The sequence below is a fragment of the Rhizobium laguerreae genome, from assembly GCF_002008165.1.
Taxonomy (GTDB): Bacteria; Pseudomonadota; Alphaproteobacteria; order Rhizobiales; family Rhizobiaceae; genus Rhizobium; species Rhizobium laguerreae.
Map to the genome: position 1 here is coordinate 439,762 of NZ_MRDM01000011.1, position 22,404 is coordinate 462,165.

24 protein-coding genes are annotated in these 22,404 nt (G+C 59.0%); 13 read left to right on the plus strand and 11 right to left on the minus strand.

Annotated elements, in window-relative coordinates; translation table 11 throughout:
• Window positions 1–18: 18 nt before the first annotated feature.
• From rsmG to BS630_RS14635, 7 genes are all read right to left on the minus strand, one after another.
• A complete protein-coding gene (rsmG, locus tag BS630_RS14605; protein ID WP_077978022.1) occupies window positions 19–636 on the minus strand; it encodes a 16S rRNA (guanine(527)-N(7))-methyltransferase RsmG in 618 nt (205 codons plus the stop codon).
• Window positions 627–2,537, minus strand: coding sequence for a tRNA uridine-5-carboxymethylaminomethyl(34) synthesis enzyme MnmG (mnmG, locus tag BS630_RS14610; RefSeq protein WP_077978023.1), 1,911 nt, complete (start codon window positions 2,535–2,537; stop codon window positions 627–629). The genes rsmG and mnmG overlap by 10 nt, the downstream gene beginning before the upstream one ends.
• A gap of 73 nt (window positions 2,538–2,610) precedes the next feature.
• Entirely contained in the window at window positions 2,611–3,930 is a 1,320-nt protein-coding gene (mnmE, locus tag BS630_RS14615) for a tRNA uridine-5-carboxymethylaminomethyl(34) synthesis GTPase MnmE (RefSeq protein ID WP_077978024.1), read from the minus strand.
• 104 nt (window positions 3,931–4,034) lie between these two features.
• The gene (gene rho, locus BS630_RS14620) at window positions 4,035–5,300 is read right to left on the minus strand and encodes a transcription termination factor Rho (RefSeq protein WP_020052216.1); all 1,266 of its coding nucleotides are present in this window, start codon (window positions 5,298–5,300) and stop codon (window positions 4,035–4,037) included.
• A 197-nt stretch (window positions 5,301–5,497) separates the two neighbouring features.
• Window positions 5,498–6,034: a protoporphyrinogen oxidase HemJ gene (hemJ, locus tag BS630_RS14625; protein WP_077978025.1), complete on the minus strand. Its 537-nt coding sequence runs from the start codon at window positions 6,032–6,034 to the stop codon at window positions 5,498–5,500.
• A gap of 2 nt (window positions 6,035–6,036) precedes the next feature.
• On the minus strand, window positions 6,037–7,068 hold the full coding sequence (gene hemE / locus BS630_RS14630) for a uroporphyrinogen decarboxylase (protein ID WP_077978026.1): 1,032 nt from the start codon (window positions 7,066–7,068) through the stop codon (window positions 6,037–6,039).
• Window positions 7,069–7,141: 73 nt separating this feature from the next.
• Window positions 7,142–7,438 carry a hypothetical protein gene (locus tag BS630_RS14635; protein WP_158081404.1) on the minus strand — a complete coding sequence of 99 codons (297 nt, stop codon included), beginning with the start codon at window positions 7,436–7,438 and terminating at the stop codon, window positions 7,142–7,144.
• A gap of 31 nt (window positions 7,439–7,469) precedes the next feature.
• Here BS630_RS14635 and BS630_RS14640 point away from each other — a divergent pair, with 31 nt between their 5' ends.
• From BS630_RS14640 to dnaQ, 5 genes are read left to right on the plus strand one after another with little or no spacing between them, the layout of a single operon-like run.
• Window positions 7,470–8,291 (plus strand): pyruvate, water dikinase regulatory protein, encoded by an 822-nt coding sequence (locus BS630_RS14640; protein ID WP_011649834.1) that lies wholly within the window; start codon window positions 7,470–7,472, stop codon window positions 8,289–8,291.
• Window positions 8,292–8,324: 33 nt separating this feature from the next.
• Window positions 8,325–8,924, plus strand: coding sequence for a Maf-like protein (locus tag BS630_RS14645; RefSeq protein ID WP_077978027.1), 600 nt, complete (start codon window positions 8,325–8,327; stop codon window positions 8,922–8,924).
• Entirely contained in the window at window positions 8,917–9,774 is an 858-nt protein-coding gene (locus tag BS630_RS14650) for a shikimate dehydrogenase (protein ID WP_077978028.1), read from the plus strand. The genes BS630_RS14645 and BS630_RS14650 overlap by 8 nt, the downstream gene beginning before the upstream one ends.
• Entirely contained in the window at window positions 9,774–10,385 is a 612-nt protein-coding gene (gene coaE / locus BS630_RS14655) for a dephospho-CoA kinase (protein ID WP_077978029.1), read from the plus strand. The genes BS630_RS14650 and coaE overlap by 1 nt, the downstream gene beginning before the upstream one ends.
• Window positions 10,378–11,100, plus strand: a complete 723-nt coding sequence (gene dnaQ, locus BS630_RS14660) for a DNA polymerase III subunit epsilon (RefSeq protein ID WP_077978030.1) — start codon at window positions 10,378–10,380, stop codon at window positions 11,098–11,100. The genes coaE and dnaQ overlap by 8 nt, the downstream gene beginning before the upstream one ends.
• A 67-nt stretch (window positions 11,101–11,167) precedes the next feature.
• On the opposite strand, the gene secB is transcribed toward dnaQ, so the two are convergent.
• Both secB and BS630_RS14670 read right to left on the minus strand, forming a co-directional pair.
• On the minus strand, window positions 11,168–11,650 hold the full coding sequence (secB, locus tag BS630_RS14665) for a protein-export chaperone SecB (protein ID WP_003544086.1): 483 nt from the start codon (window positions 11,648–11,650) through the stop codon (window positions 11,168–11,170).
• A 101-nt stretch (window positions 11,651–11,751) separates the two neighbouring features.
• Window positions 11,752–12,258, minus strand: a complete 507-nt coding sequence (locus BS630_RS14670; RefSeq protein WP_077978088.1) for an FxsA family protein — start codon at window positions 12,256–12,258, stop codon at window positions 11,752–11,754.
• Between the two features lie 131 nt (window positions 12,259–12,389).
• Here BS630_RS14670 and BS630_RS14675 point away from each other — a divergent pair, with 131 nt between their 5' ends.
• The 5 genes from BS630_RS14675 (at window position 12,390) to gyrB (ending at window position 17,716) form a co-directional block, all read left to right on the plus strand.
• Window positions 12,390–13,094 (plus strand): Tim44/TimA family putative adaptor protein, encoded by a 705-nt coding sequence (locus BS630_RS14675; protein WP_017962629.1) that lies wholly within the window; start codon window positions 12,390–12,392, stop codon window positions 13,092–13,094.
• Entirely contained in the window at window positions 13,087–14,205 is a 1,119-nt protein-coding gene (gene mltA, locus BS630_RS14680) for a murein transglycosylase A (protein WP_077978031.1), read from the plus strand. Before BS630_RS14675 ends, mltA begins: the two co-directional genes overlap by 8 nt.
• Entirely contained in the window at window positions 14,205–14,771 is a 567-nt protein-coding gene (locus BS630_RS14685) for a Smr/MutS family protein (protein ID WP_077978032.1), read from the plus strand. The genes mltA and BS630_RS14685 overlap by 1 nt, the downstream gene beginning before the upstream one ends.
• A complete protein-coding gene (locus tag BS630_RS14690; RefSeq protein WP_077978033.1) occupies window positions 14,768–15,145 on the plus strand; it encodes a helix-turn-helix domain-containing protein in 378 nt (125 codons plus the stop codon). Before BS630_RS14685 ends, BS630_RS14690 begins: the two co-directional genes overlap by 4 nt.
• 135 nt (window positions 15,146–15,280) lie before the next feature.
• The gene (gene gyrB, locus BS630_RS14695; RefSeq protein WP_077978089.1) at window positions 15,281–17,716 is read left to right on the plus strand and encodes a DNA topoisomerase (ATP-hydrolyzing) subunit B; all 2,436 of its coding nucleotides are present in this window, start codon (window positions 15,281–15,283) and stop codon (window positions 17,714–17,716) included.
• 86 nt (window positions 17,717–17,802) lie between these two features.
• On the opposite strand, the gene BS630_RS14700 is transcribed toward gyrB, so the two are convergent.
• Together BS630_RS14700 and BS630_RS14705 are read right to left on the minus strand one after the other, a co-directional pair.
• Complete coding sequence (locus BS630_RS14700) at window positions 17,803–18,402, minus strand: nitroreductase family protein (protein WP_077978034.1); 600 nt, start codon at window positions 18,400–18,402, stop codon at window positions 17,803–17,805.
• Between the two features lie 44 nt (window positions 18,403–18,446).
• Complete coding sequence (locus tag BS630_RS14705) at window positions 18,447–18,731, minus strand: DUF2218 domain-containing protein (protein WP_077978090.1); 285 nt, start codon at window positions 18,729–18,731, stop codon at window positions 18,447–18,449.
• Between the two features lie 170 nt (window positions 18,732–18,901).
• On the opposite strand from BS630_RS14705, the gene BS630_RS14710 reads away from it, so the two are divergent.
• The 3 genes from BS630_RS14710 to BS630_RS14720 all read left to right on the plus strand — a co-directional run bounded on the left by BS630_RS14710 (window position 18,902) and on the right by BS630_RS14720 (window position 22,330).
• Window positions 18,902–19,861, plus strand: a complete 960-nt coding sequence (locus tag BS630_RS14710; RefSeq protein WP_077978035.1) for a glutathione S-transferase family protein — start codon at window positions 18,902–18,904, stop codon at window positions 19,859–19,861.
• A 143-nt stretch (window positions 19,862–20,004) separates the two neighbouring features.
• Window positions 20,005–20,847 (plus strand): fumarylacetoacetate hydrolase family protein, encoded by an 843-nt coding sequence (locus BS630_RS14715; RefSeq protein ID WP_077978036.1) that lies wholly within the window; start codon window positions 20,005–20,007, stop codon window positions 20,845–20,847.
• A gap of 205 nt (window positions 20,848–21,052) precedes the next feature.
• Window positions 21,053–22,330, plus strand: coding sequence for a polyhydroxyalkanoate depolymerase (locus BS630_RS14720; RefSeq protein ID WP_077978037.1), 1,278 nt, complete (start codon window positions 21,053–21,055; stop codon window positions 22,328–22,330).
• The last annotated feature ends 74 nt before the right edge of the window (window positions 22,331–22,404 follow it).

Genomic DNA, 22,404 nt, shown 5'->3' on the forward strand with positions numbered 1-22,404 from the left:
GCCGCAATATCCGATCTGTTAAACCAAGCGCCGGAGATTTGATACTTCTAAAATAACGGATTCCTGCTCGACGACGCTCTTATGTTCTAACAGATCGAATTCCCACCGACCACGTGCTTTGTCAATTTCCCTGAGGTAATCCCGGCCTTTGTGAAAGAAGCCACGACAATTTTCCTTGCCAAGCATCCAGGGGGATGAATAACCGATGAGTCCATCAAGATCCGCAAGGGCGCGCGCTGAAATCGCACCACATTCGCCAACCTCCGTATAAGCATCTTCGATTCGAATGCTATGGACGCTGCCGCGCGCATTTGTCTCCCGTAGCGCTGTCCGCAGAAACGCTGCCTTTTTATGGTTGCTTTCGACCAGATGGACCCATCCACCTTGCAGCTCGGCCAAAAAAATCGCCGTAATAATACCGGGAAAGCCGCCCCCACTGCCGAGGTCAACCCAAGTAATCGATTGAGGATGAATCTGAAAGACCTGGCTGCTATCAGCGATGTGCCGGTGCCACAGATCATCCAGTGTCGATGGCGCCACCAGATTGATTGCTTTTGCCCACTTCTGAAACAGCGCTGCAAAGTGTTGCAACCGCTCCTGTGTTTCACGTGAAACACGCAAACCGTTTAATTCCATTCTGAAAGACTCTCAAATCTTGTATCAAGCGCTATGGCGTTCGGCGAGGATAGTCGACGCAAGTGCACGAGCAGTAACGCGATTGCCGCAGGCGTCATCCCTTCAACGATTGCGGCCTGGGCAATATTGAAAGGGCGAGCAGCGCTGAGCTTGACCTTCAGCTCGTTCGAGAGACCGGACAGTGCATCATAGTTGAAATCAAACGGTATCTGCCGCTCCTCGTCGCGTTGTTGATCGGCAATCGCCGAGGCTTGCCGATCGAGATAAACCGAATAGCCTGCCTCGATTTCCAACGCTTCCGCAACTTTCCGTCCAATCATGTCGAGCTTCTCCGGCCAAACATGCCGAAGCGCGGCGAAATCATAATTCGGATAGGACAGTAAGTCATACGCGGTTCGGCGCTGCCCATCGAGCTTGATATTCAAGCCCGCGCGGCGTGCCTCATTCGGTGTCACCACCAGCGACCGCAGCAGCGCCCGACTGGTTTCAATCTCTGCCTGATAGGATGTGAATCGCTGCGCTCGCGCGTCACTGACGCATCCAAGCCGCATGGCCAGCGGCGTCAAGCGCATATCGGCGTTGTCAGCCCGCAAACTCAGCCGATACTCCGCACGCGATGTAAACATTCGATACGGCTCCGTAACGCCTCGTGACGTGAGATCGTCGATCATGACGCCAATATAAGAACTCGTCCGGCTGAAATGGAACGGATCCGAATCGCTGCTTCGCAATGCGGCATTCAGCCCGGCTGCCAGTCCCTGCGCGGCCGCCTCTTCATATCCGGTGGTGCCATTGATCTGGCCAGCGAGAAACAAGCCTCTCAGCCGCTTAACCTCCAGCGATGGAGCAAGCTCTCTCGGATCGACATGATCATATTCGATCGCATAGCCCGGTTGCAGTATTCTTGCCGCTTCGAGGCCGGGGATCGTTTTGATGAAGTCTGCCTGCACCTCCGCCGGCAAGGAGGTAGAAATCCCGTTCGGATAGACCGTGTCATCGTCCAGTCCCTCAGGTTCGAGAAAGACCTGATGTCCATCCCGCTCTCCGAATTTCACCAACTTGTCTTCGATAGACGGGCAATAACGAGGCCCGACACCTTCGATCTGCCCGGAATACATTGCCGAGCGCATAATGTTGTCGACAATGATGCGGTGGGTCGCTTCGGTCGTCCTGGTGACCCCGCAGTCGATTTGTGGCGTCGTAATCGTGTCGGTCATGAAGGAGAAGGGGACAAGCTCCTCGTCAGCCCCCTGTCTACCGATGGATTGCCAGTCGATCGTCTTTCCGTCCAGCCGGGCGGGTGTGCCGGTCTTCAGGCGTCCCAGCCGCAGCCCCAGCCGGGCGAGGGTCGCAGACAATCCGATCGACGGCGCTTCACCGACACGTCCGGCCGGTGTCTTTTCCGACCCGATATGAATAAGACCGCGCAGAAAGGTTCCAGTGGTCAAAACCACCGCCGGCGCTTTCAGGGTCCGACCATCCTTCATGATCACGCCAGCGACGCAACCATCGACAACGTCCAGATCAAACGCATCGCCCTCGATGACATCCAGGTTCGGCGTCGCTTCGATCGCCGCCAGCATCGCCAGGCGATAAAGCTTTCGATCGGCCTGCGTCCGCGGCCCTCGGACGGCAGCGCCTTTCTTCTTGTTGAGCATCCGGAATTGAATGCCTGCAACATCGGCGATCCGGCCCATAAGGCCATCCATCGCATCGATCTCCCGAACAAGATGGCCCTTGCCTAGCCCACCGATCGCCGGATTACAGGACATGACCCCGATCGTGTCCCGCCTATGCGTAATCAGAGCAGTTTTTGCCCCGAGGCGCGCAGCTGCGCTGGCAGCCTCCGACCCCGCATGGCCTCCACCGATCACAATCACGTCGAAGACATTATCCGTCAATTCAAGACTCCATATCTGGCAGGCGTTTCACGTGAAACCGTGCAGGCCTTTGGCTCCAAAGGTTTCACGTGAATCATTTGCCAATACAAAACTCCGAGAAGATCACCCCGAGCAATTGTTCGACATCCACTCGTCCGGTAATTCTACCCAAATACTCCGCGGTAATTCGCAGCTGCTCGGTCCGCAGTTCAAGATTCACATCCGGCTGTGATATGGCCGCATCGAGCGCCGCTAAACATTTCGTGAGCGAATCCTTATGCCGCTGCCGGCTGGGGATTGCCATAGACAGGCCGGCAAAACGTCCCTCGACGATATCGCCGATCAACCGCCGTAATTCCGGCAGACCGTCACCCGTCGCGGTGGAAATCTGGAGGTCATACCGACCCGAAGCTATTTCGGTCAGATCCTTCTTTGTCCCGACAGTAACATGCGGAGAGGACTGCTCCAAGTCGTCGGGGATCAGCGGTTTCGTCATATCGACCAGCAACAGGACAAGATCGGCATCACGAAGTGCTATCCGCGCGCGCCGCACACCTTCCATTTCGACTTTGTCGTCCGCCTCGCGAAGACCAGCAGTGTCATAGAGCTTGATCAGGTAACCATCAATGTCGAGATCAACCTGCAGGACATCGCGGGTGGTCCCGGCAATCTCCGTCACGATTGCGACGTCTCGACGCGCCAAAGCGTTCAACAGGCTCGATTTTCCAGCGTTCGGAGCACCGGCGATGACCACCTTGAAGCCGTCTCGGATAATCTCGCCGGCCGAAGCTGCCGCAAGGTGATCCTCGATATCGCTGCGAAGCTTCGCCATATCGGCCCAGACCGCATCCGATACCGACCCTGGAACGTCATCCTCGTCGGGGAAATCAAGTTCCGCCTCGATCAGCGCGCGGGCGCGCGTCAATCGTTCCGCCCACGAATCGTAAATTGCGGAAAGCCCACCTGCGCTATGTTCGACCGCAAGGCGTCTTTGCATTTCGGTCTCGGCGCCAATGAGATCGGCCAGCCCTTCCACCTCGACCAGATCAAGTTTGCCGTTCTCGAAAGCCCGGCGGGAGAACTCACCCTCGACGGCCATCCGCACGCCTGGAATATCGCCAAGGTCCTGAAACAGCGCCGCCAGCACGGCTCTGCTGCCGTGGATCTGCAGCTCGGCAACATCCTCCCCGGTAAACGAATTCGGAGCAGGAAAAAACAGCACCAGGCCGCTGTCGATCGGCTGATTGTTACGAGTCCGAATCGTTCGGTAAGACGCATACCGGGCTGCCGGAACGGATCCGACGAGCTTCACCAATATGTCTCTGGTCAGCGGGCCGCTGATTCGAACGACAGAAACACCCGAAGGCAGGCCGCCGCTCGATAGTGCATATATGGTATCGTTCAACATGGCCATATCGCCTGGTTCATCGGTTGGAATCGAAATCGATTCCTCTCAAATAGAAAAGCTGGCGGCATCGCGAGATGCCTCCAGCTTTAAGGGGTGAATCCGGCTAAGGATTATGTGTTCATTGATTCGAAGAAGTCGGAATTGTTCTTCGTCTGCTTGAGCTTGTCGATCAGGAATTCGACCGCATCGGTTGTGCCCATCGGAGCCAGGATACGGCGGAGCACGAAGATCTTCTGCAGATCCTGGCGCGGAACCAGAAGGTCCTCCTTACGCGTGCCGGACTTCAGGATGTCCATTGCCGGGAAGATGCGCTTATCAGCGACCTTGCGATCGAGGACGATTTCCGAGTTGCCGGTACCCTTGAATTCTTCGAAGATCACTTCGTCCATGCGGCTGCCAGTATCGATCAGCGCCGTCGCGATGATCGTCAAAGAGCCGCCTTCCTCGATGTTACGCGCCGCGCCGAAGAAGCGCTTCGGCCGCTGCAGAGCGTTGGCGTCCACACCGCCGGTCAGGACCTTGCCTGACGAGGGAACGACCGTGTTATAGGCACGGCCCAGGCGCGTGATCGAATCGAGCAGGATGACAACGTCGCGTCCGTGTTCGACAAGGCGCTTGGCCTTCTCGATAACCATCTCGGCCACCTGCACGTGACGCACGGCCGGTTCGTCGAAGGTCGAGGAGATTACCTCGCCGCGAACCGAACGCTGCATGTCGGTCACTTCTTCGGGACGTTCATCGATCAGCAGGACGATCAGATAACACTCCGGATGGTTGGCAGTGATCGAATGCGCGATGTTCTGCAACAACACGGTTTTGCCGGTACGCGGCGGTGCGACGATCAATCCACGCTGGCCCTTGCCGAGCGGCGCCACCAAGTCGATCACACGTGGCGACAGATCCTTGGTGGTGGGAATATCCAGTTCCATCTTGAAGCGCTCGTTCGGATAGAGCGGCGTCAGATTGTCGAAATGAACCTTGTGACGGATCTTTTCCGGATCGTCGAAATTGATGGTGTTGACCTTGAGCAGCGCGAAATAGCGCTCGCCTTCCTTCGGCCCACGGATGGGGCCCTCGACCGTATCGCCGGTTTTCAGCGAGAAACGGCGGATCTGCGACGGGGAGATATAAATATCGTCCGGGCCCGGCAGGTAGTTCGCATTGGGCGACCGCAGGAAGCCGAAACCGTCCTGCAGCACTTCGACGACGCCTTCGCCGATGATTTCGACATCCTGGCTGGCAAGCATCTTGAGGATCGCAAACATCAGCTCTTGCTTGCGCATCGTGCTTGCATTCTCGACCTCGAGCGATTCGGCAAATGCCAGCAGATCCGTCGGGGATTTACTCTTAAGTTCCTGAAGCTTCATTTCAGCCATGAAGTGACCAATACTCTTTTCAATTTCAAAGGGGAAAGGCGATGTTGGGTCGTATTCGGTACCGCGAAAGGGCTCGCAGACGACTGAACTCTACACACATGCCACGTAGATGAGGTGCGCGGAAAATAGCGACTCGCAATCGTTGCCGCAAGAGGGCTGCTTAAAATGAAGCAAATTTAACCTCAGGACGACTTTCCTCAGAACGGCTTCACCACGACAAGGATGACGATCACGATCATCAGCAGTGTCGGGGCTTCGTTCATGAATCGCCAATAGCGCGCCGAGCGGCGGTTTTCATCTCGCTCGAACGCCCTGACAGCACGGCTGAAGAACATATGAACACCGGTCAGCAGGACAACGAGACCAATCTTGGCATGCAGCCAGCCGCCCTGGAATCCATAAACCGACCAGGCGAGATAGAGGCCGAAAAACCACGTCAGCATCATCGCCGGCGTCATGATGATCCGAAGCAGCCGACGCTCCATCACTTTGAAAGTTTCCGACTGCACCGAGCCGGGCTCCGCATCGGTGTGATAGATGAACAGCCGCGGCATGTAAAACAGCCCGGCCATCCAGGAAATGACCGCGATGATGTGCAGCGCCTTGATCCAGAGGTAGAGATTATCGGGGTTCCAGGCAAAAAGCCCGACCGCCACCAGCGCAAAGAAGGCCAGCGCAAAATGAGCCCGGCGCCGGGCGTAGGCGCCAGATCTCCGATCGGTCTGCTTTTCCATCGTCACACCCCGCCTCGCACGCGATCCACCAGCAGACGCACATGCTCGGGGTCAGCCTGCGGTGTAATACCGTGACCGAGATTGAAGATCAGCGGACCATTGCCGAGATGCTGCAGAATATCATCGATGCCTTCCTCCAGCGCCCGGCCGCCGGCAACGACACGCATCGGATCGAGGTTGCCCTGAACCGGTCCATCTCTTTGAAGTTCGGCGGCAAAGGCCAGCGGAACCGACCAGTCGAGGCCGATCGCGTCAGCACCCGTCTTCTGGCGATAGGTCTTGAGCTGGTAGCCGGCGCCCTTGGCAAAGGCGATGATGCGAGCATGCGGCCGTTGTGATTTGACCGAAGCAATCATCCGCGCAACCGGCCTGATCGCGAACGCCTCGAACTCCTTCTCGCCGAGAACACCTGCCCAGGAATCGAAGATCTGCACGGCATCGGCGCCGGCGTCGATCTGGGCGACGAGATAATCGGCCGATACGTCGGCAAGCAGCATCAGCAGATGCTCGAAAGCGCGGGCATGCTTGTAGGCGAAGAGACGGGCCGGGGCTTGATCCGGCGTGCCGTGACCGGCGATCATGTAGGTCGCAACCGTCCATGGCGCGCCGCAGAAACCGAGCAGCGTCGTCTCCGCTGGCAGTTCTTCACGCAGCCGCCGTACCGTTTCCAGAACCGGCCTGAGATAATCGACAACCTCTTCGCCGTTCAAACTGCCGATCCCGGCTTCATCGATCGGATCCATCTCCGGGCCATGGCCCTCGGTGAACCGGACATTTCGCTTCATTGCGTCTGGAATGACCAGGATATCGGAAAACAGAATGGCCGCATCGAAGCCATAGCGGCGGATCGGCTGCAATGTCACTTCGACGGCGTGCTCAGGCGTGTAGCAGAGATCGAGAAAACTCCCTGCCTTTGCTCGTGTCTCCCGATATTCCGGAAGATAACGTCCTGCCTGTCTCATCAGCCAGAGAGGAGGAGGGGAGAGGCTTTCGCCACTCAAAACCCTCATGATCTTTCGGCGCGTATCGCTCAAACGCTTCTTCCCTATAAAAAAACAAAGATCTTTTAAAAGGTTTCTATTTCTTAGAGTCGGTGACTATCAAGGATTAAAATCCATCCACCGCCGATGCCATTTGTCGCGCGCCTGCAAAAGAACATCGGAAGGATTTGCCGATTTCGTCTGAATCTCGGGGAGAAGCCGAATCTGAAAATGATTCCAAATCCTTCCGGACCGGCAATTTTTCGCATCGCTGTGGATAGGCTGTGGACCAGCTTTCAAGAAATAGATCTCTTCCCCATCGTCCACAGCGCCAATCGAAACCGATCGGCAGAATCCGAAATGTGGATAAGGGGGCATGTTTTCCCTTGCCGGAGACGGCCTCGCCGCCGTAGCTCTGTTTCATCCAGTCTTTTCAACAGGCAGCGGAAAATAGCGTGGAGAACAGAACGAACTTCTTTCATCTGCATCTGATTTCTGACTCAACGGGAGAGACTCTGATCTCCGCCGGGCGCGCCGCGTCGGCGCAGTTCAGATCGGCGCAGCCGATCGAACATGTCTATCCGCTGATCCGCAATCGCAAGCAGCTGCTGCCGGTTCTGCAGGCGATCGATGACGCACCAGGTATCGTGCTCTACACCATTGTCGACCGGGAGCTTGCGAGCCTGATCGATGAGCGCTGCATCGAGATGGGTGTCGCCTCGGTGAATGTGCTGGAGCCGGTGATGAATGCCTTCCAGATCTATCTCGGCGCCCCGTCTCGCCGTCGTGTCGGGGCCCAGCATGTGATGAATGCCGGCTACTTCGCGCGCATCGAAGCGCTGAATTTCACCATGGATCACGATGACGGCCAGATGCCCGACGATTACAACGATGCCGATGTCGTGATCATCGGCATCAGCCGTACGTCGAAAACACCGACCAGCATCTACCTCGCCAACCGAGGCATCAAGACGGCGAATATTCCAATCGTCTATGGCGTGCCATTGCCGGAGAGCCTCTTCGTCGCGAGCAAACCGCTGATCGTCTGCCTGATCGCCACCACCGACCGTATTTCCCAGGTGCGGGAAAATCGTGTGCTCGGAGTGACGCAGGGCTTCGATCGCGAACACTACACCGATCGTGCCGCGATTTCGGAGGAGCTGAAATATGCCCGCTCTCTTTGCGCCCGCCATAACTGGCCGCTGATCGACGTCACCCGCCGCTCAATCGAGGAAACAGCCGCAGCAATCGTTGCCCTGCGGCCGAAGCTGCGCTAAGCGCTGACGAAAAGCCGGCACGCCGAGGAACCCATGACGCCGAAACTCATCCTTGCATCGTCGAGCCCCTTTCGCCGGATGCTGATGGAAAATGCCGGTCTATCCTTCGAGGCGCATGCCGCAAGGATCGATGAACGGGCCATCGAAGCGCCACTGGAAAAAGCCGGCGCTAAGCCTGATGCCGTGGCCCTCGTCCTCGCCAGGGCCAAGGCCGAGGAAGTCAGCCGCCGCTTTCCGGATAGCCTGGTCATCGGTTCGGATCAGACGATGTCGCTTGGTGACAGCGTCTTCCATAAGCCGAAGGACCTGGCCGACGCGGCTAGCCATCTTCAGGCTCTTTCCGGCGTAACTCACCGATTGAACAGCGCCGTCGCCATCGTCAGCGATGGCGTGGTCTTGTGGGAACATCTTGCCCATGCGGAATTGACGATGCGGCCGCTGACGGGGGAGTTCATCGCCAGACATCTGGCGCGGGTTGGCGAACGGGCGCTTTCCAGCGTCGGCGCCTATCAATTGGAGGGGGAGGGCATCCAGCTCTTCGAAAAGATCGAGGGTGATTATTTCACCATTCTCGGCCTGCCGATGCTGCCGCTCTTAAAAAAATTGCGAGAATTCGGAGCGATCGATGGGTGATTCACGTGAAACATTCGGGCCGAAAGCGTTTGTCACGGGCTTTCCCATCAAGCATTCGCGCTCGCCACTGATCCACGGATACTGGCTGAAGACGCTTGGCCTGCCGGGCAGTTATCGCGCTCATGAAGTGGCACCCGGGGGCTTTGCCGATTTCATTCACTCGTTGAAGGATGGCAGTTCCGGCTTTACCGGAGGCAATGTCACCATTCCTCACAAGGAGTTGGCGTTCCGGCTCGCCGACAAACCGGACGCGCTATCGCAAGAGCTCGGCGCCGCGAACACGCTCTGGCTGGAGGAAGGCGCCCTGCATGCGACGAATACCGACGGTCGTGGCTTCATCGCCAATCTTGATGAACGCCATCCGGGCTGGGACCGGCATGGCACGACCGTCGTCTTTGGCGCCGGCGGCGCCAGCCGGGCGATCATCCAGGCGGTCCGTGATCGCGGTTTCAAGGAGATCCACGTCGTCAACCGCACCGTCGAACGCGCGCGTGAGCTCGCGGATCGTTTTGGCCCGCGTGTTCGGGCCCACCCGATCGGGGCGCTTGCCGAAGTCATGAGCGGCGCCGGCCTCTTCATCAACACAACCTCGCTCGGCATGGACGGCGAGCCAGCGCCGCAACTCGATTTCTCGCCTCTTGCAGCCGATGCCGTCGTCACCGATATCGTTTATGTGCCCTTGAAGACGCCGATCCTCGCCCAAGCGGAAGAGCAAGGATTTCCCATCGTCGATGGTCTCGGCATGCTCTTGCACCAGGCCGTGCCCGGATTCGAGAAATGGTTCGGCCAGCGTCCCGTCGTCGATGCGCCGCTGCGCGCGCTCATCATCGCGGATATGGAAGCACACTGATGCTGAAGATCGGCCTCACCGGCTCCATCGGAATGGGAAAATCGACAGCGGCAAAGCTCTTCGCCGACGCAGGAATCCCGGTGAACGATTCGGATGCCGTGGTCCACGATCTCTATGCCGGCGAGGCTGCACCCCTGGTGAATGCCGCTTTCCCCGGCACGATGAAGAATGGAGCCGTCGACCGGCGTGAACTCGGCCGCCAGCTCGCTCTTGATCCTGACGGCTTCAAACGCCTGGAAGCGATCGTCCATCCGCTGGTTCGCAAACGCGAGACGGAATTTCTGAAGCGACAACGCGCCGCCGGCGCCGACATGGTATTGCTCGATATTCCACTACTTTTCGAAACCGGCGCCGTGACAAGAGTGGATGTCGTCGTCGTCGTCAGCACTGGTCCACAGATTCAACGCCAAAGGGTGCTTGCGCGCGAAGGCATGACCGAGGAAAAATTCGACATGATTCTCTCACGCCAGACGCCGGACACGGAAAAACGGCGCCGGGCCGATTATCTGATCGACACCAGTTACAGTATCGCGACGACGAGGGAACGGGTATTCGAGATCGTCGCCGACCTGAAAACGCGGATTGCCAAGGGAGATTTCCGGAATGCGTGAGATCATCTTCGATACGGAAACAACCGGCCTCGACAACCGCGCCGACCGCATCATCGAAATCGGCGGCATCGAGCTCTTCGATCATTTCCCCACCGGCAACACGATCCATATCTTCATCAATCCTGGAGATCAGAAGGTTCATCCAGATGCGCTCGCCGTGCACGGCATTACCGATGAATTCCTGAAGGACAAGCAGCCTTTCGCCGAGGTTGCCGAACAAATCCTCGCCTTCTTCGGTGATGCGAAGTGGATTGCCCATAACGCCACCTTCGATATGGGTTTCATCAATGCGGAATTCGCGCGGATCGGTTTGCCGCCAATCCTGCCGGAACGGGTGCTCGATACGCTGTCAATGGCGCGGCGCAAACATCCGATGGGGCCGAATTCGCTCGATGCGCTTTGCCGGCGCTACGGCATCGATAATTCGCACCGCACCAAACACGGCGCGCTGCTCGACTCTGAACTGCTTGCCGAAGTCTATATCGAGATGATCGGCGGCAGACAGGCAGCCCTCGGCCTCGGCATGGTCGGCCAATCCAACCAGGCAGCTCGCGGTGACATGGGGATGGAAGACGACGTGGTGATTGCCGCCGTGCTCGAGCGGCCCCGGCCGCTCGCCCCGCGCCTCAGCCAAACCGAGGAGCAGGCGCATGAGGCGCTCGTCGCCAAACTCGGTGAAAAAAGCGTCTGGGCGAAATACGCCAACCTCGATTAAACCGGTCCTCAATTGAAAATGCCCGGGACCAGCCCGGGCATCCGCATTTCAGACAAGAAAGAGCCGGTCAGTTCGGAACGGCCTGAACCTTGGCGCGGGCCTGTTCTTCGGCAACGCGCTGAGCGAACATCTGCGTGAAGTCGATCGGATCGATCATCAGCGGCGGGAAACCGCCGTTGCGGGTGACGTCGGCGATGATCTGACGGGCAAAGGGGAAAAGCATGCGCGGGCACTCGATGAAGAGAACCGGCAGCATGTGTTCCTGCGGGAAACCGGCAACGCGGAAAACGCCGCCATAGGTGAGTTCGGCATGGAAAACCGTCTTGTCGCCGTCCTTGGCTTCGGCATTCAGCGACAGCACGACATCGAAATCCGTATCGGAAAGCGGGTTGGCGTTGACGTTCACATTGATGTTGATCGTCGGCGCCTTGTCGCGGGCCTGCAGCGAACGCGGCGCACCCGGATTTTCGAAGGACAGATCCTTGGTATATTGCGCAAGGATCGAAAGGGTGGGGTTGGCCGCACCGTTGCTGTTGTTATCGTCTGCCATTGGCTTTTCCTCGAGGGGCATGGGAATGGTGCCGCCATCTAACATTTCAGGGAAGGGCTTACAACCCTGGGCGCCTGGCCCGGTTGATCAGCCGCAGCGCCTCAATCGCCAAGATGCTTGCCGGACCACGGCGAGTTGCGATCCGGCTCTCTATGATAGTCCTCCTCGTCGAGATCGACTACCTTCGAGTTCGGCTTGCGGTCGCGGACATCGGGTTGCGGACCGGAGGAAGAGCCGCCCTTGGCGTTGACGACGACGAAGCGTTTGGCGATCGCCCGCCAGACGAGATCGCGCACCGGCGGAATGAGAATGAGGATCGCGATGATATCCGTGAGGAAGCCGGGAATGATCAGGAGCAGCGAGGCGATGACGTTCATCGCCGGCCGCAGCAGGTCGCGGCCCGGCGTCACCCCATTTCGTCCTTCGCTCGACATGCGGCGCAAAATACCGATTCCCTGCCGGCGCAGCAGAACCACGCCGACAACGAAACCCAGCATGACCAGAACAAGCGTCAGCCACAATCCGATAGCCTGGCCGACGACGACGAAACCGGCAATTTCGGCAAACGGCAGCAGCAGAATGAAGGCTGGCAGGATCGAAAAACGCATGTCGGTCATGTCCCGGGCTCGCCGGTCTCCTCTTTGCGCCGGCGAAGATGCCAGCCATCATTTGAATCATCTGTATAGGCAGACTATATGGGAGTACAAATCAGAGATGTTAACGGCGGCTGCGATACGATATGAGTTCGAACGACTTCATCACATTATTTTTCCTGGTGGCGGCTGTGCTGATTTTCTTTCAGCTCCGCTCCGTGCTCGGGCGCCGTACAGGAAATGAGAAGCCGCCGCGCGATCTCTATACACCGCGGGATGCGGCTCCGGCCGAAGCCGCCGATGCCGGCAAGGTCGTGACGCTGCCGCGGCGCGATGCGACGACGGAGGATGAGGATCGCTTCGCCGCCATCGATGCTTTCGCGGCGCCCGGAACGCCGCTCAACGAATCGCTGCGTGCGCTGAACAAGGCCGACCCCGCCTTCAGCCCGAAGGAGTTTCTGAACGGCGCCCGCATGGCTTACGAGATGATCGTCATCGCCTATGCCGATGGCGACCGGAAAACGCTGAAGAACTTGCTGTCGCGCGAAGTCTATGACGGCTTCGATGCGGCGATCGGCGAGCGCGAAGCTCGGGGCGAGAAGGTGAAGTCCACTTTCGTCGGCATCGATAAGGCCGAAATCACCCATGCGGAGACGAAGGGCAGCGAAGCGCAGATCACCGTGCGCATCGCCAGCCAGCTGATATCGGCCACCTACGACAAGGCGGATGTGCTGATCGAAGGCGACGCCGAAAACGTCGCCGAGGTCAACGACGTCTGGACCTTTGCCCGCGACACCCGCTCGCGCGATCCGAACTGGAAACTCGTGGCGACCGAATCGGAACATGAGTGACCACGCATCGGACTTCGTCCTGCAGGCCATAAGCTTCGACACTCTGGAAGGCTGGAAGGATGATGATCCCTCCGGCCTTTTTGAAGTCATGCGAACCTGCCGGGGGCAGATCACCGATGTCAAACCGTACCGCACCGGATCGCTGGGCCTGAGCTCGGAAGACCTGCTTCCGCTTCTCGCCGCCGCCGAAGATTTCACGCCGTTATCTCCGGAATCGGCGCGCGCCTTTTTCGAGACGCACTGTCGGCCCTTTCTGATTCGCCGCAAGGACGGCGATTCCGGCTTCGTCACCGCCTTCTACGAACCTGATATCGACGTGTCGGACCGGCCGGACGATATTTTCCGTTTTCCTTTCTACCGGCGTCCGGACGATCTGATCGATCTCGATGACGCCAATCGCCCCGCCGGGCTCGACAAGGCCTATGCGTTCGGCCGTCTGCAGGAGGGCCGCGTCACTGCCTATCCGGACCGCCGCGCCATCGATCAGGGGTTTCTCGAGGGCCGTGGCCTCGAAATCGCCTGGGCGAAGTCGAAGGTCGATGTTTTCTTCGTGCATGTGCAAGGTGCTGCCCGCCTGCGTTATGAGGATGGTCGTATCGGCCGAATCACCTATGCGGCGAAGGCCGGCCACGCTTTCTCGGCGATCGGCAAGCTGCTGATCGAGGGGGGCGAGATCGATCGGGCGGAGATTTCGATGCAGGCGATCCGTGCCTGGCTGGCGCGCAATCCCGAACGCGTCGATGAAGTCTTATGGCATAACCGCTCTTATATTTTCTTCCGTGAAGCGCCGGTTGCCGATCCGCAGGCAGGTCCGATTGCGGCCGCCAAGGTGCCGCTTCTCGCCGGGCGCGCGCTTGCGGTCGACCGGATGATCCATACCTTCGGCTTTCCCTTTTTCATTCGTGCCGAAAGCCTCACCCATCTCGACCAGGGCCGGCCGTTCCGCAGGCTGATGCTGGCGCTCGATACCGGTTCGGCGATCGTCGGGCCGGCGCGGGGTGATATCTTTACCGGTTCGGGGGATATGGCCGGGGAAAGTGCCGGCACCGTCCGCAACGACGCCGATTTCGTCATCCTCATTCCCAATGCCGCCGCCGGACGATTCGACTGATGGCCAGGGACCGCAAGCTGAGCGCCGATGAGAGGATCCTCTGGGGCAAGGTCGCCCGCAGCACGCGGCCGATGCCCGGTAAGGCGGGGGCGTTGACCGAACTCGATGCCTTTCTTGCCGAAGCCGAAGCGGGAGCCGAACGGGAGCAGGAAAAGCAGACGCCCGCCACACCTACGCCGCTGCAGCCGACGGCACCGTCAACGGCGAAGCCATCGGCCGGGGTGCATCATCCGCTGGAAAAGCCGGTCAAGCGGAAGATCGCCAAGGGCCGGCTGGCGCTCGAAGCGCGGATCGACCTGCACGGGCTGGTGCAGAGCCAGGCCCATGCCATCCTTCTCGATTTCCTGATCCGCGCCCATGAGCGCGGCATGCGCCATGTGCTGGTCATTACCGGCAAGGGCAGCTCGATGGGCAGCGACGGCGCGCTGAAGCGGGCTGTGCCTCTCTGGTTCTCTAAGCCGGAATTCCGCTACCTGATCTCCTCCTATGAGCCGGCCGCACAACATCATGGCGGTGAGGGCGCGCTTTACATTCGCCTGTCGCGGCGGCATGGGGAAAGGCCATGACACCCTTCGGAGAGGCAGTTCGCAGGTTGCGGGCGCGTAAGGGCGTCTCGCAGAAGGAGATGGCGGAAGCGCTGAATGTCTCCCCCGCCTATCTCTCGGCGCTCGAACATGGAAAGCGTGGCTTGCCGACATTCGATCTGCTGCAGCGCATCGCCGGTTATTTCAACATCATCTGGGATGAGGCCGAGGAACTGTTCCTGCTCGCCCGCTCTTCGGACCCGCGCGTCGTGATCGACACCTCCGGCCTGCCCCCCGAATATACCGATTTTGCCAACCGGCTGGCCCGGCGGATTCGCAACCTTGACAGCGCGGAGATAGGCCGGCTATCGGCTCTTCTCGAAAATGTCGGCAAAGGCGACGGAAAAGCGTCATAATCCCCTGTTTTATGCCTTGTTTTGGGGGCTTGCCATTGGGAAGTGGGTTCAAAAAACCTATATACGAGAGTGAAGAAAGCCGGTGATTCGCAAGGCGCGCCGCAGCTTTACGACAACAGGGAAAATCTCGACAGAATGAGCGATACATCCGCGACGGAAAACGGCGTAAGCACCGAATATGGCGCAGATTCCATCAAGGTTCTGAAGGGCCTCGATGCCGTGCGCAAACGCCCCGGCATGTATATCGGCGACACCGACGATGGCTCCGGCCTTCATCACATGGTCTATGAAGTCGTCGACAACGCGATCGACGAAGCGCTTGCCGGCCATGCCGACATCGTCACCGTCACTCTCAATCCGGATGGTTCGGTGACCGTCACCGACAATGGTCGCGGCATCCCGACGGACATTCACACCGGCGAAGGCGTGTCGGCGGCCGAAGTCATCATGACGCAGCTCCATGCCGGCGGTAAGTTCGACCAGAATTCCTACAAGGTTTCCGGCGGCCTGCACGGCGTCGGCGTCTCCGTCGTCAACGCGCTGTCCGTCTGGCTGAAGCTGAAGATCCGCCGTCACGACAAGATCCATGAAATGAGCTTCACCCATGGCGTGGCCGATGCTCCGCTGAAGGTCACGGGCGACGCGCCGAATGAAACCGGCACGGAAGTGAGCTTCATGCCGAGCACCGGCACCTTCACCATGACGGAGTTCGACTACGGCACGCTGGAGCATCGCCTTCGCGAACTTGCCTTCCTGAATTCAGGCGTTCGCATCCTGCTGACCGATAAGCGCCATTCCGATATCAAGCAGGAAGAACTGCGTTATGACGGCGGCCTCGAGGCTTTCGTCGCCTATCTGGACCGCGCCAAGAAGTCGCTCGTCGACAAACCGGTTGCCATCCGCGGCGAAAAGGACGGCATCACCGTCGAGGTCGCGATGTGGTGGAACGACAGCTATCATGAGAACGTGCTCTGCTTCACCAACAATATTCCGCAACGCGACGGCGGCACGCATATGGCGGGCTTCCGCGCGGCGCTGACGCGCCAGGTCGTTTCCTATGCCGACAGTTCCGGCATCACCAAAAGGGAAAAGGTAACGCTGCAGGGCGAAGATTGCCGCGAAGGCCTGACGGCGGTTCTGTCGGTCAAGGTGCCGGATCCGAAATTCTCCTCGCAGACCAAGGATAAGCTGGTTTCCTCGGAAGTCCGTCCTGTTGTCGAAAGTCTCGTCAACGAGGCGCTGAACACCTGGTTTGAAGAACATCCGAGCGAAGCCAAGATTCTCGTCGGCAAGGTCGTCGAGGCAGCCGCCGCACGCGAAGCGGCCCGCAAGGCCCGCGAATTGACCCGCCGCAAGGGCGCACTCGATATCGCTTCGCTGCCGGGCAAGCTCGCCGACTGCTCCGAGCGTGATCCGACAAAATCCGAAGTCTTCCTCGTCGAGGGCGATTCTGCCGGCGGCTCGGCCAAGCAGGGCCGCTCGCGCGAGAACCAGGCAATCCTGCCGCTGCGCGGCAAGATCCTGAACGTCGAGCGCGCCCGTTTCGACAAGATGCTGTCGAGCCAGGAAATCGGCACATTGATCACCGCGCTCGGCACCGGCATCGGCAAGGACGAGTTCAATGTCGAAAAGCTGCGCTACCACAAGATCATCATCATGACGGACGCTGACGTCGACGGCGCCCATATTCGCACCCTGTTGCTGACCTTCTTCTTCCGCCAGATGCCGCAACTGATCGAGCGCGGTCATCTCTATATCGCCCAGCCACCGCTCTATAAGGTCTCGCGCGGCAAGTCGGTGCAGTATCTGAAGGATGAGAAGGCGCTCGAAGAATATCTCATCAGCCAGGGCCTGGAAGATGCTTCGCTGAGGCTCGGTAGCGGCGAAGTTCGCGCCGGCCAGGATCTGCGCGAGGTCATCCTCGATGCCCTGCGCATGCGCGCGCTGCTCGACAATCTCCATTCGCGCTACAATCGTTCCGCCGTCGAACAAGCGGCGATTGCCGGCGCGCTCAACGCCGAGCTCGCCAGCGATCCGGGGAGAGCGCTGGCGCTGGCAAACGAAGTGGCTGGACGCCTCGACATCATCGCCGAGGAAACCGAGCGCGGCTGGCGGGGCGATCTGACAACCGATGGCGGCCTGCGCCTCGAGCGCATGGTCCGCGGCGTCAAGGAACTCGTCGTGCTCGACATGGCGCTGATCGGTTCCTCGGATGCCCGTCACATCGACCAGCTGACGGCACGCCTCAAGGAAATCTATCAGACGCCGCCATCGCTGCATCGCCGCGAAGGCGAAGTCGAAATCTCCGGCCCGCGCGCCCTGCTCGACGCGATCTTCGCAAGCGGCCGCAAAGGCCTCACCATGCAGCGCTACAAGGGTCTTGGCGAGATGAATGCCGAGCAGCTCTGGGAAACGACGCTCGATCCGAACGTGCGCTCGCTGCTGCAGGTCAGGGTCAACGACGCCACCGACGCCGATGGTCTCTTCGCCCGCCTGATGGGTGACGAAGTCGAGCCGCGGCGCGAATTCATCCAGGAGAATGCGCTAAGCGTTGCAAACCTCGATATCTAGTTGATATTGCAGAGATAAATGGCCCCGCTATCTTTAGGATGGCGGGGCTTTCGTTTGCCCGATATCTGCTTGGCCTTTGGCTTCGCTCAATTCGCGACGAAGCGCCCGTTGAAGGCGACCTCGGAGAGCGGCTTGCGCTGGCTGGGGAATTCGCGGGCCTGATTGCGTTCGGAAAGAACGCTCTTGTCAGCCAGGCGGCCGACGGCGACGCCTGCTTCGACCCGGTATCCCTCGGGAATGGCGAAAGCCTGCCTGATCTCTTCATGCTTGATGCCGCCCATGCCATGGGCGTAAAGGCCGGAGAGACGCGCCTGGATCGCCAGATGCCCCCATGCCGCACCGGCATCGAAGGAATGGGTGTAGCTCGGCTTTTCCTCAATCGAGCCGGCAGCCCCGGTGAAGGCACGCGACACGACGAAGATCAGCGCCGACGCATTTCTGGCCCATTCCTGGTTGGCGTCGACGAGCAATGCGACGAATTTCTCCCAATGCCCTGAACCCTTGAGCGCATAAATGAAGCGCCATGGCTGGTGGTTGGCTGAGGACGGCGCCCAATGGGCAGCGTCGAGCAGACCGAGCAGCTGCGCCTCCTCGATGATTTCGCCGGTGAAGGCGCGCGGCGACCAGCGGTCGAGAAACATCGGATTGATCGGATAGTCGGATTCGCGGTGATTGCTCTTCGTCATGCTTGTTCCAGGGTTCGGGGCAGAAATTTGGATCGGGGCTGGGCTTAGTCCGTCCAGACGATGTCGAGTTCTTCGCGGAAGGCAAAGCGTTTCAGATGATCGTCGATGACCTGCTGCATCCTTTCCTGTTGCGAGGGATCGGCGACGGAAAGTGTCATGGTCAGCGCCGCATCGTCGGCCGCAAATGTCACCTCGGCCGTATCGCTGAACGGCACCCGGCCCTTCTGAGGATCGAATTCGACGCTGAACTTGTGACTCCAGTGTTTGCAGAGCTGCTGCAGGTAGCGGCTTGCATGTTCGGTCGGCACGACGGCCTTCGAGAGATGCATTTCGAACTCCACGTCATTTTGTATAGCAGAGACATATTTCCTGCTTCACCGGCTTGGCAAGCGCAGCATCGTCGCAGTTTGGGTGTACAGACTGTCTTCATAAACGCGGCATCACGCCGGCGTCGAAGCAGGATAATGAACCATTTCGTCAATCGATCGGGGAGTTGCGCATGCTGGTGAACGGAAAATGGACGGAAGACTGGCAGCCCGTTCAGGCAAAGGACGAAAAGGGCGGCTTTATCCGCCAGACCTCGAGTTTCCGCAATTGGGTGACCCCGGATGGCAGCGCCGGGCCGACCGGCGAAGCCGGCTTTGAAGCCAGCGCCGGCCGTTACCATCTCTATGTCGCCTATATCTGCCCCTGGGCCTCGCGCACCCTGATCGGCCGCAAGCTCAAGGGCCTGGAAGATATCATCTCGGTCTCGGTCGTCGAGCCGCTGTTGGGCAGGCAGGGCTGGCGCTTCGGTGATTATCCCGGCGCGACGCAGGATCACGTCAACGGCGTAACCTATATGCATGAAATCTATACCAGGGCGGCACCCGATTTCACCGGCCGGGCCACCGTGCCGGTTCTCTGGGACAAACAGAAAAAGACCATCGTCAACAATGAATCCGCCGATATTCTGCGTATGCTGAACAGCGGCTTCGGCGGTCTGGCAAAAAATCCGATCGATCTTTACCCGGCGGAGAGGCGCACCGAGATCGATGCTTTCAACGATCGCATCTATCCTACCCTCAACAACGGTGTCTACCGCGCCGGTTTCGCCACCACGCAGATCGCCTACGAGGAAGCCTTTGCCGATGTCTTTGCCTGCCTCGACTGGGCCGAGCAGCAGTTCGAGGGCCGGTCTTTTCTCTTCGCCGATCATCCCACCGAGAGCGATATCCGGCTTTTTGTAACGCTGGTGCGCTTCGACGTCGCCTATCACGGCATCTTCAAATGCAATCTGCGCCGGCTTTCCGACTATGCCAATCTGCGCGCCTTCTGCCGCCGAATGCTGGATTGGCCGGGCATCGGTGAAACGGTGAACCTCGATCATATCAAGCGCGGATACTATTCGATCGAAAGCCTCAATCCGACGAGGATCATTCCCTCCGGCCCGGATCTGGCGGAAATTTTTAGAGCATGATGCCGGCGGATACGGGCGGCTTTCGGCAGAAAATCATCCGAATCGCGGCGAAGCCGTACCGCTTCCCGGCAAAGCCGTAATGACACCGATGAATAATTCGTTCATAGGTGGCTGCAAATCCGTTTTCGATGAGGAGGAATTCCATGAAGCTGATGCGTGTTGGCGAAGCAGGCAGTGAAAAACCAGCACTTCTCGATGCCGATGGCAAGATCCGCGATCTCTCCGGTCATGTCGCCGATATCGGCGGTGAAGCGATCGGACCGACAGGCCTTGCAAAGATAGCGGCGATCGATCCGAAGAGCCTTCCGGAAATCGCACCCGGCCGCATCGGCGCCTGCGTCGCGGGCACTGGCAAATTCATCTGCATCGGCTTGAACTATTCGGACCATGCTGCCGAAACCGGTGCGACCGTGCCCCCCGAGCCGATCATCTTCATGAAGGCAACATCCGCAATCGTCGGACCGAACGACGATGTCATCATCCCGCGCGGTTCGGAAAAGACCGATTGGGAAGTCGAGCTCGGCGTCGTCATCGGCAAAACCGCCAAATATGTGACGGAAGCCGAAGCGCTGGATTATGTCGCCGGTTATTGCGTCTCCAACGACGTTTCCGAGCGCGCCTTCCAGACCGAGCGGTCCGGTCAGTGGACCAAGGGCAAGTCCTGCGATACCTTTGGTCCGATCGGCCCCTGGCTCGTGACCAAGGATGAAATTGCCGAACCGCAGAACCTCGGCATGTGGCTGACGGTCAACGGCCAGAAGATGCAGAACGGTTCATCGAAAACGATGGTTTACGGGGTTGCGTTCCTTGTCTCCTATCTCAGCCAGTTCATGTCGCTGCATCCCGGTGACGTGATCTCGACCGGCACGCCTCCGGGCGTCGGCATGGGCCTCAAGCCGCCGCGTTATCTCAAGGCCGGCGACGTGGTCGAACTCGGCATCGAAGGTCTCGGCACGCAGAAACAGACCTTCGTAGCGGATCGTTAACGACGCTTCCTGTTGAGAAACTTAAGTTTTCAGGTCGATTGTGATGCCGGGGATCAATTCTCCGGCATTTCTTGTGTGGGTCTGGTGCGTCAATGTTGCTGTGCAACAAAAACCTGTTAGTCTGCGTTACGTGCCCGCGTTACGAAAAGAGTCGATGCCTCTCAATCGGTGTCATCTTTTCGATAGAGAAAGGTGGCGCCTTCCAATGTTTTATCAGCTTTATGAATTGAACCATGCTGCCATGGCGCCGTTTCGCGCCGCGGCCGATATCATGCGATTTGCCTATGCCAATCCGATGAACCCGTTCTCCAATACGCCATTCGGCCGCACGATCGCGGCAAGTCTCGAAATGTTCGAACGCACGACGCGCCGCTACGGGAAACCGGAATTCGGACTGAAGCAGACGACGATCGGTGACAAGACGGTGTCCGTCCGCGAAGAGGTCGTCTGGTTGCGACCCTTCTGCAATCTTCTGCATTTCGCCCGCAGTGTTCCCGCCGCCCGCGGCAATGATCCGCGCATTCTGATCGTCGCGCCGATGTCCGGCCACTATGCCACGCTGCTGCGCGGCACGGTCGAGGCGCTGCTGCCGAGTGCCGATATCTACATCACCGACTGGATCGACGCCCGCATGGTGCCGATGACGGAAGGCACGTTCGATTTCGACGATTACGTCGACTACGTCATCGAGATGCTGCATTTCCTCGGTCACGACACGCATGTCATCGCCGTCTGTCAGCCTTCCGTTCCGGTGCTGGCAGCCGCTGCCGTGATGGAAGAAGCCAAGGATCCGCTTTCGCCGGCGTCGATGACGCTGATGGGCGGCCCGATCGACACGCGCATCAACCCGACGGCGGTCAACAAGCTCGCCCAGGAGCGGTCGCTGCAGTGGTTCTCCGACAATGTCATCATGAACGTGCCCTGGCCGCAGCCGGGCTTCATGCGCCCGGTCTACCCAGGGTTTCTGCAGCTTTCGGGCTTCATGTCGATGAATCTTGATCGCCACCTCGTCGCGCACAAGGAATTCTTCATGCATCTCGTGAAGAACGACGGCGAGCCGGAAAGGCATCGCGATTTCTACGACGAATATCTCGCCGTCATGGATCTGACCGCCGAATTCTATCTGCAGACGGTGGAGGAGGTCTTTATCAAGCATTCGCTGCCGAAGGGCGAACTGATGCATCGCGGCAAACGCGTCGATCCGGCGGCAATTCGCAATGTGGCGCTGCTGACCGTCGAAGGCGAGAATGACGATATCTCAGGGGTCGGCCAGACAATGGCGGCGCAGACCATCTGCGTGAACATTCCCGAAGATATGCGCATGCATTATCTTCAGCCGGATGTCGGCCATTATGGTGTTTTCAACGGCTCGCGTTTCCGCCGCGAGATCGCGCCGCGCATCATCGATTTCGTCCGCCAGCATTCCCGTTCCGCCGTCAAGCCTCCCATCCCGCGTGTCATCAAGGGCGGCCGAACGGGCTGAATCAGGAATAGCTGAATTAGCAAAACGGATTCAAGGTGTTGTCCGATTTCGCGGGCAATCGTCTTGAAGGCGGT